The sequence below is a fragment of the Mucilaginibacter pankratovii genome, from assembly GCF_014773265.1.
Taxonomy (GTDB): Bacteria; Bacteroidota; Bacteroidia; order Sphingobacteriales; family Sphingobacteriaceae; genus Mucilaginibacter; species Mucilaginibacter pankratovii.
The window spans coordinates 493237-508422 of the sequence record NZ_JACWMY010000002.1 but is presented as its reverse complement, the minus strand read 5'-3'; the positions used below and the strand labels follow the sequence as shown (position 1 = coordinate 508422).

Below are 15186 nucleotides of genomic sequence, written 5' to 3'. Positions count from 1 at the left end.
CTTAGTAAGTGAGACTTGCAAAAAATTAAAAAATCAATCCCGCAGGGTTTAATTGCTTTCAAAGCTCACAATCGCTTTTATCACGCCATTTGCCGGGTTTAACCAGCTTTTAAAGTTGTTGCCTACCTCATCAAATGTAACGCGGTGGGTTATATAGGTTTCGGGCTTTATTTGGCCGGTTTTAATGGCTTGTACTACCTGTTCAAAATCTTCGCGGGTTGCATTTCGGCTGCTCATCAGGGTAGCTTCCCGTTTATGAAATTCCGGGTGACTAACAATAAGCTCTCCTTTTTGCAGGCCAACTAAAACGTATCTGCCGCCATGCGCCAAATAATTAAATCCATTATTTATAGCTTTTTGGTTTCCCGTCGCGTCTATCACAACGGTGGGCATATCGCCGCCGGTTATTTGTTTTAGTTGCTCAATAATATCCTGGGTTTGCACATTTATAGTAAAATCCACCTTTAGTGCTTCGCTGCAGAACAACAAACGCTGCTCGTTCATATCGGCGGCAATTACCCGGGCACCGGCCATGCGGGCAAATTCCATAATTCCTAACCCTATAGGGCCGGCGCCAACAACCAGCACATATTCGCCTTTTTTAACATCAGCCCTCCGCACACCGTGTGCACCTATGGCCAAAGGCTCTACCAGCGCCAATTCATCAAAACCTAATCCTTCGCTTTTTACCAGCAAGCGCGTGGGCACCTGCATATATTCGGCCATGCCGCCATCGGTATGTACACCGCAAACCTGTATGCTGGTGCAACAGTTTGGTTTTGCCGAACGGCAGGCAATGCAGTGGCCACAGTTGTAGTAGGGGATAAAAGTAACTGCTTCGCCTTTTTTAAAACCTTCTGCGCCGCCTGTATCAATCAATTCGCAAGCCAGTTCGTGCCCCAAAATACGTGGGTAGCTAAAATAGGGTTGTGTGCCTTCAAAGGCATGCAGGTCGGTTCCGCAAATGCCTATCCTTTTAATTTTCACAAGGGCATTGCCTGGTAAAAGTTGAGGCAAGTCGGCAACGCCATATTCTAAATGCCCCGGCTTGGTACAGGTTAATATCTTCATTTAATGGGCTTAATATTTTAGTTGAAATACCAATTGTGGCTGTTTACACAAATAAATTTTTAGCTGTGCAAGTAATGTTTTTGTTTGTAACTCCTGTTGATAATGAGCGGCAGATAATCTACACTTATCAAGCCTTCGGCGCTTAACTTGCGCCAAAATTCCATCGGGATAACGGTGGCCGCCATCGCCACATTTTGTTTAACCCTTGCCGGATCGGTAGTGTTTAAGGCAATACTGGTTACCCCCGGCGCACTCAACGCAAACTGTACGCAGGCAACAGCCGGCTTAATTCCAAAATTATTGCAAATGGCGTTGAAGCAATCCCGCCAGGCAATCAAACCTTTACCCTCATCAGTTTTCAGATCGATGGGCCGGTAATTATAAAAATCCCCTCCGGTTAAAAAACCTGCATTAAAAACGGCAGAATTGATGATGGTAATACCCCTGGCTTCCAATTCTTCCATAAAGCGGATCAGTTCCGGCGGGTGACTATGGATGGTCATACTATTAGCTATCATCACCCAATCCAGCTCTACATCCTTTGTTATCTTTTGAATAACCTTCCAGTCCTTAGCGCCAACGCCTATCGCCTTTACTTCGCCTTTTTGTTTTAGATCTGCCAGCGCCCGGTAGGCATCCAGTATATCCAGGTAACGTTTGGCACGGTCGTCATCATCAGCCGCCGCCAGCAGGTATTCATCCGGGTCGTGCACGGATACCAGCGAAGCGCTATACCCATTTAATAGTTGGTTGCCTTGTTTATAACATTGCAATATCCCCTCATAGCTGATGTTTTGCACGGCATCATATTTAAGCCCTTTCCAAACACCTGGTTCAAAGGTTGGTTCTTCGGTTTTCAATTCAGTGCGCAGCCAGCCTAATTTATTGCTGATAAGCACATCCTTAGGCGCTACCCCGCTTTGTTTGAGGCATTTTCCGAGGCATTCCAGCGAAAGGCCCGCTCCATATTTCCCGGCGGTATCAAATACAACCGGTTTTGCGGAGCTGGCGATACTTTCTTCAACAATTGCCAGTTTTACGCTATCTTCCAGGGCCACATATAGATTGCCGAGGCCGCTGGTTCCAAAAATCACCTCCGGTAGGTTAAAGCCAGTCATCCTCCTTAGTTTAGTGTTATTTTTAAGCCCTGCACGGTCCAGGCTGGTGTATTGGCAGGTTTCGTTATAACCAGTGCATCATTTTCCTGCTTCCATTGCAGCTTTTCGCTGCTGCCCAAAAGCTGCACCGATTTTATGGCCTTGTCGTTCACTTTCGAGTTTTTCCCAAGCGAGGTGATCCGGATATCTCCCTTAGGTGCATCCATGCAAAATGCATATAAGCTGTTGCCTTTGGTGGTAAAGCGGATATCAGTTGGCTGGTAAGCATTAACATCGCTCAGGCCGCCAAACTGGCCCTTCTTTTGGTTTGTTTTGATGGTAGACGGGCCTTCGCCGTAGATCTTCCAGGGGCGGGTACCATAAATGCCCTCACCGTTGGCAGGTATCCAGGCCGCAATCTGCTCTATAATGTTCAATACATCAGGCTCCAGGTCACCTTCGGGTGTTTGCACAACGTTTATCAGCAGGTTGCCATTCTTGCTCACGATATCCAGCAGCATTTGTATCACCTCGGTACCTGTACGATATTTTTGCCCGGTTTGGTAATACCAATCGCCAATGGATGTATCAGTTTGCCATGGATACGTACTGATCGAATCGAGCACGCCGCGCTCTACATCCTGCGCCCATTTTCCGTTAGAAGCCTCTTTGCAGTTATAAACAGCAGTTAGTTTGCCGCCGTTGCGGGCAATATCGCCGTTATAATAGTTTGCCAGCATACTGCGGCCAACCTCATCAAACGGTAATTTACTGTCGGAGTATAGCAGGTCGGGGTGATAGGTGTCCACTAATTCTTTAACCTCGGCATACCATTGTTTCATGTATACAGGGTTTGTAGTTAGCCATGCATTGTCACCGGCTGCTGCTTTGGTCTGGTAAAGATCAGCGTACTGCGGGTCGGCACCATCGTAAGGTATGCCTTTATATTGCCCGGCGGTATCGGCACCGTGTGCGGGTTGGTACCAGGTATAACTGGCTGCCAAATGCTCGGATACCCCAAACCGGAGGCCTTGCTTTTTTGCTGCTTTTTGCCAAAGGCCCACCACATCTTTATGCGGTCCCATATTAGCGGCATTCCATTTATGGATCTTTGAGTTCCATAGAAAGAAATTATCGTGGTGGCTGGCCATGCTTACAAAGTATTTTGCGCCGGCGCGCTTGTATAAGGCCATTAATTTTTCGGGATCCCATTTCTCGGCTTTCCATAAGGGGATAATATCCTTAAACCCGAATTTCGACGGAGTGCCGTAATGCGCTACATGGTATTTGTTTTGCCTGCTGTTTTCCACATACATATTGCGGGCGTACCAATCGCCCTGGCGCGGAACCGCCTGCGGCCCCCAGTGCGCCCAGATGCCGAATTTGGCATCTCTAAACCACTCGGGATATTTATATTCTTTTAATGACTCATCCGTAGGTTTAAATGGCCCCTTGTTTATGGGCAGGTCCTGCGCGCAAACAGCCGACACGCTTATTGTGAGCGCTGCGGCTAAGCCGGTAAATATTAGTTTTCTTCTCATGGTTTATTCGTTTGGTGTTTTGAAAATCAGCTGGTTAGAGAATGGGGGATACGATTAGCTCATCTGGTTCAACTTTGCGTACCCGGTGGCCCTTTAGCCCAAACAGGGCAACTACTATAAAACATACCAGCGGTACATAATAGCCCGCCTGTATATTGCCGGTAGCATCACTCAGGTAGCCAAATAAACGGGGGATGATTGCCCCGCCCACGATAGACATAATGATAAGGCTGCTGCCAAATTCGGTATCGCCTTTCAGATCCTTAATGCCCAGCGCAAATATGGTAGGGAACATGATAGACATAAAAAAGCAAATGCCAATTACGGTATAAACCGTAATAATGCCGTGTGCAAAAACCGCAACTAAACAAAGCCCGATATTGATGATGGCGTAAATAGCCAGCAAGTTTTCTGATCTGAAAAAACGCATGAGCGCCGTGCCGACAAACCGGCCGGCAAGAAACGCGCCGCCGCATACACCAAGGTAATCAGCCGCCTGTATATCTGATACACCTGCAGCGTGCGTAGCATACAAAATAAAAAGGCTGAATACCGATACCTGTGCACCTACATAAAAAAACTGGGCTGCCACTCCCCAGGATAAGTGACGGTGTTTAAATGCATGCAGGATATTTTTACTCGCTGCAGGTCCGTCGGTATTTTGAATTTTTGGGAGTTTGGTAAACGCAAACACGACGGCGATAACTACCAGGATAGCGCCTAAAATAAAATAAGGCGTTTTTACGGTTGATGCTTCGGCGGCCAGCGCTATTTTACGCGCATCTGCGGTCATGGTATCCAATTGAGCAATAGTGTTGCCCTTGTTTAATATCAGCCGGGCGCCAATAATAGGGGCAAGCGTAGCAGCAAGCCCGTTAAACGATTGAGCAAAATTCAAGCGGAACGTAGCGCTCTTTGGGTCGCCCAAAACGGTGATATACGGGTTGGCCGCAGTCTCCAATATGGTTAAGCCGCAGGCTATTACAAATAGTGCACCTAAAAACGGTGCATATTGTTGCGTATTGGCTGCCGGGATAAAAAGGAAACAGCCTACTGCAAAAAACAGCAGGCCCGTTATAATGCCGGTTTTATAACCAAATTTTTTCATGATATACCCGGCAGGCAGCGCCATAATAAAATAGGCGATAAATACTGCCGAATCCACCAGGGTAGCCTGTACCGTTGAAAGGGTGAACGACCGTTTTAGATGGGGTATAAGTATAGGGTCGAGATTGTGGGCAAATCCCCATAAAAAAAATAACGATGTTATTAAAATCACCGGGAACAAGGTGCTTTGCGCGTTCTGTTTCATATTTGCAGGAATCGGTATAATAATTGGTTGCCCAAAGAAAGCGCCTTTTATTATCCGTCTGGTTATTTAATTATCCATTTATTAAGGAATTTTATCTATCGTTATTCTAATTCCTATTTTTAGGGAATATTTATCAGTATGAAACCACAACTGCTTAAAGTACCTTACGAGCCCCATCAGTCTTTTGGCGTACGAAAAGAAATGAGGCCCAATATTAATAACAGGTGGCACTATCATTCGGAGGTTGAACTGATCCATTTCCATAAAGGACAGGGTACACAGTTCATTGGGGATAACATTAAACAGTTTGGGCCGGGTGATATTGTACTGGTGGGGAGCAATTTGCCGCATTTTTGGAAGTTTGAAAACTACGACCTCAGCGAACCCGGAGAAGAAGAACCGTATTCTACAGTTATCCATTTTTTTGAGAACTTCATCGGCGAGCGTTTCCTGCATTTGCCGGAAGCCCGTTCGGTAAAAAATTTCCTGGAGAAGGCCCGGCGCGGGGTTGTTATTACCGGTACCGATTCGGAACAGGCGGCTGTGCTGATTGAAAAGGTTTACCAAACAGAAGGGCTTTATAAAATAATTGCACTTATAGAATGTTTGTGCTTTATGGCCTCATCGGGCCAGGTTACCGAGCTTTCGTCTATCGGTTACAAGTATGAGTTCCCCGAGTCGGAAAATAAACGGATCAATGCGATATATAACTATACGCTCAAGAATTTTCAGCGTAAAATTCAGTTAGCCGAGGTTGCAGAAATCGCCGGAATGATCCCAAATTCGTTCTGCAGATATTTTAAGCATTATACCGGCAAAAGCTACTTCGATTTTTTAACAGATATACGAATTGGCTACGCCTGCAAATTACTGGTCGAAAATAAGTTATCGGTAAAGCAGGTGTGTTACGAATGCGGGTACAGGAATTTCTCTTGCTTTCATAAGATATTTAAAGAAATAACAGGAAGAACGCCGATGCTATACAAGCAGCAATTTGAAGTAAACTGTTAATTCATCCCGGCTTGCCGTTACTTGCCAGCAAAGCACCCCGCCAGCAAGCTGGGCTATTCCTGTTTATTTATTAAAAAAACGCAGGTGCAAGTGATTAGTATTAATTTATTCGGAAGCATTGAACTGGTACTTTGCAAGGATATTAATGCTTCGGGTTTATGGGTTATAGTTATATAGCCTTTACTGCAGATATTGTGTTTAATAGTGTTATTTGTACACTTAAATAGCGTGATGATTTTTATGCCTAAGTATGATTTTTTTAAAATTTAACCTTGCTGAATAGAAATTAATATTTATAATTGTTTAATAAACACTAATAAATAATTTGTTTTTTCGGCAATGTAAGGCAAAACCCTGCACAGGGGTATTGCGCATTTATTTGCAGGCTGTACATAGTTCAACCCTCGCCGCCAACGCTAAAAAAATAAAACTAAATAACACGATTAGATCCAATTTCTACCAACCAAAATTAAATGATGAAACGGTTTTGTTTAGTCCTTTTATTTATCCCTGCATTGTTGAGGGCCCAACCCGGCAGCCGCCTTCAGGAATTTCCATTGCAGCAGGTGAAACTTTTACCCGGTATTTTTAAAGAACAGGAACTTACAGACCTATACTATATTCTGCAACTAAATGCCGACAAACTCCTGGCTCCTTTCAGGCGCGAGGCGGGCCTGCCCAAAAAGTCGGAAAGTTATGGCAACTGGGAAAACTCCGGTTTAGATGGCCATATAGCCGGGCATTATCTTTCGGCCCTGGCCATGATGTATGCCAATACCAACGATAAGCGAATATTGGAGCGCTTGAATTATACAATTGCCGAATTGAAGATCTGCCAGGACAAAAACGGCGACGGTTACCTGGGTGGTGTTCCCGGAAGCCGCGGCCTATGGGCAGAGGTACACAAAGGCAATTTCGACACCTTTAATAAACGATGGGTGCCCTTCTACAACGTTCATAAAGTGTTTGCAGGCCTGCGGGATGCTTATCTGTATAATGGTAATCAAACCGCAAAAGCAATGCTGATTAAGCTTGCCGATTGGTTTACCGGTATTTCGACGGTTTTAACGCCGGAGCAAATGCAAAAACTGTTGCAAAACGAACATGGCGGCGTTAACGAGGTGCTGGCAGATGTTTATAGCATAACAGGCAATAAGAAATACCTGGATGCGGCGTACAGCTTTTCGCAGCTGGCTATTTTACAACCGCTCGAAAAGGACCAGGACAAACTGGATAACTTACATGCCAATACGCAAATACCAAAAATTATTGGTTTTAAACGCATTGCCGATCTGGGCAACGACAGCAGTTATAACCACGCCGCCAAATTCTTTTGGGAAACGGTTGTAAAACACCGCTCTGTTGCTACCGGGGGGAATAGCGTTAGGGAACATTTTAACCCCTCGGCAGATTTCTCCAGCATGGTATCGAGCGTGGAAGGCCCCGAGACCTGCAATACCTATAACATGCTTAAATTAACCGAGCAGTTGTACTTTTCCGATCCGAAAGGCCTTTATATGGACTATTACGAAAGGGCATTGTATAACCATATCCTTACAACCCAACGGCCGGGGAAAGGCGGATTTGTATATTTCACGCCGATGCGGCCGGGGCACTACCGTGTTTACTCGCAACCTCAAACCAGTATGTGGTGCTGCGTGGGTTCGGGGATGGAAAACCATGCTAAATATGCCAAAATGATCTACAGCCATTCTGCAGACGCGCTGTTTGTGAATCTCTTCATTCCTTCGCAGTTAAATTGGAACGAAAAGGGTTTGGCTTTAACTCAGTTAACCTCCTTTCCAGAGAGTAATACCACTCAATTGAAAATTAACAAGGTTGCTAAAAGTGATTTTTCGCTTAATATAAGGTACCCGGCATGGGTAAAACCGGGTAGCCTAACCGTCAGGATAAATGGCGTTATACAAAAGGTTAAGCCGGCAGCTTCTTCTTACATAGCACTAAAACGGAAATGGCGAAAGGGTGATCTGATCACCATATCCCTGCCCATGCAAACTACCATCGAAAAACTTCCGGATGGCTCTAATTATGAGGCCGTATTACGCGGACCCATTGTGCTGGCATCGGTAATTGATACAGCCAACGAGCAGGGCCTTAATGCAGATGACAGCCGTATGGGGCATGTTGCAGGGGGCGAGTTGTACAAAATAACCGATATGCCTGCCTTTGTAAGCGATGCCGATAATGATGCCTCGCAAATAGGCGTTGATAACAACGCACCGCTAACATTTACAGCTCAAAATTTAATTTATCCGGATAAGTACAAAAAATTAAAGTTAGTACCCTTTTATAAAATACACGAAGCCAGGTATGTGGTGTACTGGCGCAAAGAATCTAAACAGAATTTCGCCGCTTTACAGGCAAAGTTAGCCGATGAGGATGCCAAGGTAGCCGAACTTGCGGCCAAGACCATCGATGCTATTAATACGGGCGAACAGCAGCCGGAATCTGATCACTTTATGGAAAGTGAACGGGCATTTAGCGGCGTGAATTTTAACAGGCACTGGCGGGCTGCAAACGGGTGGTTTAGTTATTTGCTTACCGATAAGAAACACGAAGCGAAGAAGTTGAGTATAACTTATTACAGTAAGGAGCGAAACCATAGGTTCTCTGTTTTTATCAACGACAAGGAATTAGCAAAGGTTGATTTACAGAACGGTAAGCAGGACGAATTTTTCACCGAAGTGTACACTTTGCCCGGTGATATTAAATATACCGATAACCAATCCTTCAGGATTAAAATTGTGGCCGAAAGCGGCGCGGTTGCAGGCCCTGTTTACGAAGTTCGTTTGCTAAAAGACTAAACCCAGATCGAGCTAAATATCTGCAAATAAAAAAGTGGTGTTTCTGATAAAAAGTGTAAACCCTTGAATTTATTTAATTTATTGATTGTCAAGCATTTAATAGGTTAACACATTGAAAAGTGTAAACTTTTGTAAACCCTGTTTTTCAAAACACAAGCTTATATAACTACTAACTGTACCGCTGCTGCAGATCGGAGATGATATCAAACTCATCTGCTACTTTTGTTATCAGGCTTTCAAATACTTTAAAGTATTGCGCATATATCTCGTGGTTTTCTGCCTTCGGATAATAGGTTTGATGCATGGTAACCGTTTTAGAGGCTTCTTCCAGCGAAGGATAAATACCCATCTCGGTCGCGCTCAACAGGAAGGCTCCTCTGCCAATGCTGTCGCCATGGCTTAGGGTACTTACAGGCTTATTAAATATATCGGCAATAATTTGCGTGCAAAACGGTATGGAGGCAAAGTTACCGTTGATGGACAGCCCCTTAATGTCGCGATGCTTTTCCAGCGTACGGCCAATGCTGTACATTTCGTACAGTATTCCCTCAATGGTAGCCCTGATGAAATGCTTGCGCTCGTGCCTGATGTTTACGCCAAAATAGCAACCCCTTGCATTGGGGTTCCAGATGGGCGCGCGCTCGCCATGGAGAAAGGGGAGGAAGATTAAGCCCCCCGACCCAACTTCAACGCCCTCCGCTTCCTGTATCAGCATCTCCATCGATTCGTCGATATCAAAAGCTTTTGGAAAATCGCCGAATTGTTTGGTGAACCAGTTAAATATCACGCCGCCGTTGCTGGTGGGCCCGCCGGTAATGATATGCTTTTCGGTAAGCAGGTAATTAAAAATTTGCTGTTTAGAATCTTCTATTATCTTATCGCCAATAATGCGGAACGCGCCGCTATCTTCGATGGTAATAGTGGCCATGCCATTATCCCAAACACCTGCCCCCAGGGTTGCCAGGCAACCGTCGCTGGAGCCGATAAGGATCTTCACTGTAGGCAGCAATTTTAAAACCCGTTGGTATTCTTTTTTAAGCGCTACGCCCGAATAGAAAACAGGGTGCAAAGCAGGTAACTCTTCTGGTGTGATGCCCGCAAAATCCAATGCTGCCTGGTCCCAGGTTAAATTGTGGATATTCATCAAACCCATAGCAGATGCAATGCTGTAATCTATTACACATGATCCCGTAAGCTGTTGGATAATATAGCTTTTTATAGGCATGAACTTTTTTGCCAGTCCGAATTTTGCCGGGTCATTATTTTTCATCCAGGCAATTTTTATTAACGACGACATGGGGTGGATGGGTGTTCCGGTGGCTTTATATATTTCCTCGCCAAGGGCGCTGGCTTTTAGTTCGGCAGCCTCTTTTTTGCCCCTGTTATCGGCCCAGGTAATAGCGTTGCCCAATGGTATGCCATCTTTATCCACGGCCAGCAGGCTATGCATAGACGAGCCGAAGCAAATACAGCTTACCGTGTATTTTTTGGGGTAGATCTTTTCTATAAGCAGGTTTTTTAAGATGTATAACATCGTAATGAACATCTGCTCGGGGTCCTGTTCGCTATGGTCGGTTTGCTCATGAAAGGTTGGGTAATGCCCTTTAGAGGAACTTATTAAATTGCCGGAAAGATCAAAGGCAAAAACCTTAACTGCGGCCGTGCCCATTTCTATGATGATGATACAGTTCATGATATATATTATTGATCTGGTGTTTTATTTTTTCTGAATTCGGTTGGCGTATAGCCTGTGAGTTTTTTAAAAGTTGTAGAGAAATGCTGCGATGAATAAAAGCCGGTATTAAGTGCTATATCTGTAACATTTGCCTCGTTCCTTTTTAAAAGCTTGGTTGCTTCGGCTATTCTGATGTTTATCAAATAATTCAGCGGCGAAAATCCGGAGTAATTTTTTACTTTTTCGGTAAATGCGGTAGTGCCCATACCAATTAGTGTGGCCATTTCTTCTACAGTCCATTGATGGGCGAGATTTTGCCTTAAGGTTTGTTCCAGCTTTAAGAAAGTTTGCGGGAAATCCCTCCTCGAATTATTCTGCCTGATGAGTTGCCGGCTTATTAAAATAAAAAGCTCATCCAGCAACTGGTTTGCGCGGGTATAAAAACCTACTTCTTCATTTTGCAATTCGGCTTGCAGGTTATGCAATAGCAAGTGTGCCTCTTTTAGTTTCAAAACATGCTGCTCTTTATTTACCAGCAAAATTTGGTTTACAGATATTTTTTCTTTTTTTGTTAACCCGCTCCATTTACCCAGCAAAAGCTTGCCGCTGTCTTCGGTAGCTATCTTTATCCAAAAAAGTGCGCCAATATTTAATATGCTGCTTTGCCCGCCAATGCGCTGGCCGGGCAATACCATTGCAAAGTCCCCGGGGTATAAAGTATGTTCCTGCAGATCAATTATCCAGGTGAACTTTCCTTCCAAAATATAATACAGGCAAATGCAGTCGGTAACATTGCTGCTAAACGAGTTGAGTTGAATGGTATTATTCTTTTTGTGGGCAAACTCAAGTATGTGCGGAAAATGCACAAGTTCTTTAGATGCCCCCTGCTGAAGTATCAATTGATTCATTCAGAATAAATAATTGGTATGCCGCGGTGGTAACTGCCGTACCGTTGCGCGTATTAGGGAACCATAAACCGGTATCCATAAAAAGCAAGTTTACATAATATCAAACTAACATTTGTATAAAAACCATCGCTGTTTTTTAATGGTATTTTCAGGATTTTTTATTGTCATTCTTTGTACGCAATCATAACCAATTCCAAAAATAAACCAGGCTGCTGCTAACCGGGACGACCGCTTTAACAGTGTGCATATCAAATTTATACTATGAAAAAATGGCGTTTCCTTTTCGGCATTTTAGGTGCCGCACTATTGCATTGTTGTTTCGTTTTTCAAAAAGCCTCTGCCCAGCAGATCAGCAGGGAAGAGCTGATCTTCCTAACCCCGGAGTGGAAAGGTGAGCGCTTTGATGACGGTCGCCCCAAAGTCCCCGATGCTATTTTGAAAAGGATGAAATCTGTGAGTATTGAAGAAGCCTGGGCTGTATTAAAAAATGCCAATTATGCCTACCAGCTCACCGAGAATTGGCTGGTGATAAATCCTGACAGTGTTTTGGTAGGGCGTGCGGTAACTGCAACATTTATGCCTGCACGGCCCGACGTATGGAAAGCGATTGACGACAGGGGTAAAAAACAAGGGAAGAAGGGGCAAAACACCTGGCCCGTAGATTTATTGGTAAAAGGCGATGTGTACGTTGCCGACCAATTTGCCGCGCATAAAAACGGGCCAACCATTGGCGATAACGTAGGTAACGCCATATATGCCAAAACCGGGAACGGTATAGTGTATAACGGAGCGGTAAGAGATATTCGCGGATTAAAAGAGATTGGTGGCTTTACCTCATTTGTAGAAAGTTACGATCCATCGTACCATAACCCGCCGGGCGACCTCAATACCATGATAATAGGTATTAACCAGCCCACCCGTATAAAGCAAGCCACGGTAATGCCCGGAGATGTCGTGCTTGGCGAAAGCGGCGTAGTAATATTTATACCGCCGCATTTAGCCGAGAAAGTTGTAACCACTTCTGAGATAGTGAGGCTAAGGGATATGTTTGGCCACCTGAGGCTAAAAGAAGGGAAGTACACCGCCGGGCAGATAGATGCACGCTGGAGTGAAGAAATAGAAAAAGATTTTTCGCGCTGGCTGAATGATCATATCAGCGAACTGCCGGTACCTAAAGAACAAATACAAAATATCCTAAAAAACCGAACCTGGTAAATAAATCTATCGCTAATTATAAAATTATGTCAAACAATCAAAACAGGCGCAGCTTTCTTACGAAAGCTTCCATAGCCGGTGCGGCTGCGCTGGCAGCACCGCTGAGTAAAACATTTGGGCAGGGGTTAATAGATGCCAAAGAACGCACATCGCAGGCATCATCTCCGGCCGACCTCAAAATTACCGAAGTTAAGTGCGCATATGCCGGCGGCGGGCTTTTTGTGAAGATATATACTAACCAGGGCATATGGGGCTCGGGCGAAGGGGTTGATGCCATTGCCGGTACTTATTACCTGGTTAAACGGCTGGAGTTTTTCCTGAAGGGGCGTAGCCCGCTAAACCCCAACCGCATAGCCGAAGAAATACGCAAAGCGAACTTTTTTGGCGGGGCGCAGTCGGGCATGTTTGTAGCGGTATTAACGGCCATAGAGGCCGCACTTTGGGATCTTATGGGCAAAGCCCTGGGGGTGCCGGTTTACCAGCTATTGGGCGGTAAATACCGGGATAAATGCCGGGTGTATTGCGATACGGAATTATATACGGCTACGCATCCTACACCTAAAGACTATGCCAAGGCCGCCCGTGGCGCTATCGATCGGGGGTATACTGCTGTGAAATTTGATATAGACGATGGGCGCGACCCGAATAAGTTTGACCGCTATAACTGGACGGCCAGCAACGCCGAACTGGACAGGATGTACAATGCCATCGCAGCGGTAAGGAAAGAAGTAGGGCCGCATATAGATATTTGCGTAGATATGCATGGCCGCTATGATGCAACCACTGGTCGAAGGGTTGCCAAAATGATGGAGCCCCTTAACTTGATGTGGCTGGAAGAACCTATACCAGCAGATAATATTGATGTTTACAAATCGGTAACGCAGGAAACCTCTACACCTATTTGCGCCGGAGAGAATTTTTACCTGGCGTATGGTTATACCAGGCTGCTCTCGGAAGCTGCGATAGATATTGTAATGCCCGATCTGCAGAAATGTGGTGGCTTAGGCGAGGGGCAGCGGATAGCCAACCTGGCCAACTTATACTATGTGCCATTTTCGCCGCATATGGTGGGTTCGTTCCTGGGTGCGATGGCTACCGCGCACGTTTGCGCATCCGTACCAAACTTTCACATTATGGAGTGGCAAACGCTGAGCGATACCGAACCTAAGTGGAAAGAAATAGTTACTTACGATAAGCCATTTATCGAAAAAGGCTTCCTGGTGCTATCTGATAAGCCGGGGGTAGGTGTAGAGATAAACGAAGAGGGGCTAAAAAAATACGCCATGCCCGGTGTACCTTTCTTTGCCTGATGATGGTGTGCGCATGAGCACCTTCTGCAAAATAACCACGGTTTTGGCTGTAGCCGTATTTGCCACGTTGGTATTAACGATAACATTTAGGGGGCTGGCCTATGCCGGCCCCTATGTGCTTGCTTTTTTTTTACTGCTGGCCATAAGTGCACGTGCCTATCCAAAAACCAAAAGCTTTGCTTATACCATAGTTATATTCGGAGCGGCGGCAATGGCGCTTTATTATCCTGCGCTGTTCATCAGCTATGGCGACTTTAAATACGCTACACTGATCATTCCCCTTATCCAGCTCATTATGTTTGGCATGGGCACCTCTATGCATTATAGGGATTTCCTTGGGGTATTGAAGGCACCAAAAGGGATTTTGATAGGGGTGGTGAGCCATTTTATTATTATGCCGCTGCTCGGCTTTAGCATTGCCACCCTCAGCGTAAAATTCGCGGCCATGCCGCCCGAGGTAGCTGCCGGTATCATACTCATTGGTTGTTGCCCCAATGGTATGGCATCTAACGTAGTATCCTATCTGGCTAAAGCGAACCTCGCGCTGTCGGTTACCATTACCAGTATCTCCACGCTGCTTTCGCCGGTTGTTACACCCTTTTTGATGAATTTACTCGCGGGCCCGCTCATTAAAATTGATCCTTGGCTCATGGTTGCGGATATTTTTAAAATGGTAATGATACCTATTGCCCTGGGGTTGCTTTTTTCATCTGTTGCTAAGGGGCGTGCAACCTGGCTTAAAAAAGTGATGCCATTGGTATCGATGGGGGGTATTATCTGCATCATTATTATCATAACGGCCGCGGGCCGCGATAGCCTGCTTAAAGTTGGGTTATTACTGGCCGTATTGGTGTTACTGCACAATATTGGCGGCTATTTGCTTGGCTTTTGGTCGGCAAAACTGTTTGGAATGGAAGAGCGCGACTGCCGCACCATTGCCATAGAAGTTGGGATGCAAAACGGCGGTATGGCGGCAGGGCTGGCAAAGGGGATGGGCAAAATAGGCACGCTTGGCCTTGCCCCGGTTATCTTTTCTACCCTGATGAATATTACCGGCTCCTTATTGGCCTCTTACTGGCATAAAAAACCAACTACAAGAGGTGATGAAGCCACTGTGCCTGACGCCGTTGAAGGATAAAGAGTGAATATGAGCTAAGTAATTTTTTGTGTAAAAATCATCGCTGTGGTTTTTTAGAAGATAAAGCGATTTGCTTTAACATT

11 protein-coding genes are annotated in these 15186 nt (G+C 45.2%); 5 read left to right on the top strand and 6 right to left on the bottom strand.

All coding sequences use genetic code 11. The annotated features are described in order from the left end of the window. Positions 1–48: 48 nt before the first annotated feature. Genes IDJ77_RS04960 through fucP form a run of 4 tightly spaced genes read right to left on the bottom strand, consistent with a single transcriptional unit; the run spans position 49 to position 5021 of the window. Positions 49–1071, bottom strand: a complete 1023-nt coding sequence (locus tag IDJ77_RS04960) for a zinc-binding alcohol dehydrogenase family protein (protein WP_191187820.1) — start codon at positions 1069–1071, stop codon at positions 49–51. Positions 1072–1130: 59 nt separating this feature from the next. After that, positions 1131–2189, bottom strand: coding sequence for an aldo/keto reductase (locus IDJ77_RS04955; RefSeq protein ID WP_191187819.1), 1059 nt, complete (start codon positions 2187–2189; stop codon positions 1131–1133). Positions 2190–2194: 5 nt separating this feature from the next. Further along, the gene (locus IDJ77_RS04950; protein ID WP_191187818.1) at positions 2195–3709 is read right to left on the bottom strand and encodes an alpha-L-fucosidase; all 1515 of its coding nucleotides are present in this window, start codon (positions 3707–3709) and stop codon (positions 2195–2197) included. 34 nt (positions 3710–3743) lie between these two features. Then, positions 3744–5021 carry an L-fucose:H+ symporter permease gene (gene fucP / locus IDJ77_RS04945; protein ID WP_191187817.1) on the bottom strand — a complete coding sequence of 426 codons (1278 nt, stop codon included), beginning with the start codon at positions 5019–5021 and terminating at the stop codon, positions 3744–3746. Between the two features lie 138 nt (positions 5022–5159). Between fucP and IDJ77_RS04940 the strand changes: the two genes are divergently transcribed. Together IDJ77_RS04940 and IDJ77_RS04935 are read left to right on the top strand one after the other, a co-directional pair. Beyond that, positions 5160–6032: an AraC family transcriptional regulator gene (locus IDJ77_RS04940; RefSeq protein WP_191187816.1), complete on the top strand. Its 873-nt coding sequence runs from the start codon at positions 5160–5162 to the stop codon at positions 6030–6032. Positions 6033–6505: 473 nt separating this feature from the next. Next, a complete protein-coding gene (locus IDJ77_RS04935; protein ID WP_224750966.1) occupies positions 6506–8857 on the top strand; it encodes a glycoside hydrolase family 127 protein in 2352 nt (783 codons plus the stop codon). A 169-nt stretch (positions 8858–9026) separates the two neighbouring features. On the opposite strand, the gene IDJ77_RS04930 is transcribed toward IDJ77_RS04935, so the two are convergent. Together IDJ77_RS04930 and IDJ77_RS04925 are read right to left on the bottom strand one after the other, a co-directional pair. Continuing rightward, positions 9027–10550 carry a gluconokinase gene (locus IDJ77_RS04930; RefSeq protein ID WP_191187815.1) on the bottom strand — a complete coding sequence of 508 codons (1524 nt, stop codon included), beginning with the start codon at positions 10548–10550 and terminating at the stop codon, positions 9027–9029. Between the two features lie 8 nt (positions 10551–10558). Next, on the bottom strand, positions 10559–11440 hold the full coding sequence (locus tag IDJ77_RS04925; protein WP_191187814.1) for an AraC family transcriptional regulator: 882 nt from the start codon (positions 11438–11440) through the stop codon (positions 10559–10561). A gap of 261 nt (positions 11441–11701) precedes the next feature. Between IDJ77_RS04925 and IDJ77_RS04920 the strand changes: the two genes are divergently transcribed. The 3 genes from IDJ77_RS04920 to IDJ77_RS04910 are packed head-to-tail and all read left to right on the top strand — an operon-like array spanning position 11702 to position 15103. Next, positions 11702–12655 (top strand): RraA family protein, encoded by a 954-nt coding sequence (locus IDJ77_RS04920; RefSeq protein WP_191187813.1) that lies wholly within the window; start codon positions 11702–11704, stop codon positions 12653–12655. A 26-nt stretch (positions 12656–12681) separates the two neighbouring features. After that, positions 12682–13965 carry a mandelate racemase/muconate lactonizing enzyme family protein gene (locus tag IDJ77_RS04915; RefSeq protein WP_191187812.1) on the top strand — a complete coding sequence of 428 codons (1284 nt, stop codon included), beginning with the start codon at positions 12682–12684 and terminating at the stop codon, positions 13963–13965. Then, a complete protein-coding gene (locus IDJ77_RS04910; RefSeq protein ID WP_317174305.1) occupies positions 13946–15103 on the top strand; it encodes a bile acid:sodium symporter family protein in 1158 nt (385 codons plus the stop codon). The genes IDJ77_RS04915 and IDJ77_RS04910 overlap by 20 nt, the downstream gene beginning before the upstream one ends. The last annotated feature ends 83 nt before the right edge of the window (positions 15104–15186 follow it).

Bases quoted from the DNA above. Each gene is read 5' to 3' on its own strand.
- IDJ77_RS04940 (WP_191187816.1), top strand. From the start codon at position 5,160: ATGAAACCACAACTGCTTAAAGTACCTTACGAGCCCCATCAGTCTTTT.
- IDJ77_RS04920 (WP_191187813.1), top strand. From the start codon at position 11,702: ATGAAAAAATGGCGTTTCCTTTTCGGCATTTTAGGTGCCGCACTATTG.
- IDJ77_RS04915 (WP_191187812.1), top strand. From the start codon at position 12,682: ATGTCAAACAATCAAAACAGGCGCAGCTTTCTTACGAAAGCTTCCATA.
- IDJ77_RS04955 (WP_191187819.1), bottom strand. From the start codon at position 2,189: ATGACTGGCTTTAACCTACCGGAGGTGATTTTTGGAACCAGCGGCCTC.
- IDJ77_RS04925 (WP_191187814.1), bottom strand. From the start codon at position 11,440: ATGAATCAATTGATACTTCAGCAGGGGGCATCTAAAGAACTTGTGCAT.
- IDJ77_RS04930 (WP_191187815.1), bottom strand. From the start codon at position 10,550: ATGAACTGTATCATCATCATAGAAATGGGCACGGCCGCAGTTAAGGTT.
- IDJ77_RS04950 (WP_191187818.1), bottom strand. From the start codon at position 3,709: ATGAGAAGAAAACTAATATTTACCGGCTTAGCCGCAGCGCTCACAATA.
- IDJ77_RS04960 (WP_191187820.1), bottom strand. From the start codon at position 1,071: ATGAAGATATTAACCTGTACCAAGCCGGGGCATTTAGAATATGGCGTT.
- fucP (WP_191187817.1), bottom strand. From the start codon at position 5,021: ATGAAACAGAACGCGCAAAGCACCTTGTTCCCGGTGATTTTAATAACA.
- IDJ77_RS04935 (WP_224750966.1), top strand. From the start codon at position 6,506: ATGATGAAACGGTTTTGTTTAGTCCTTTTATTTATCCCTGCATTGTTG.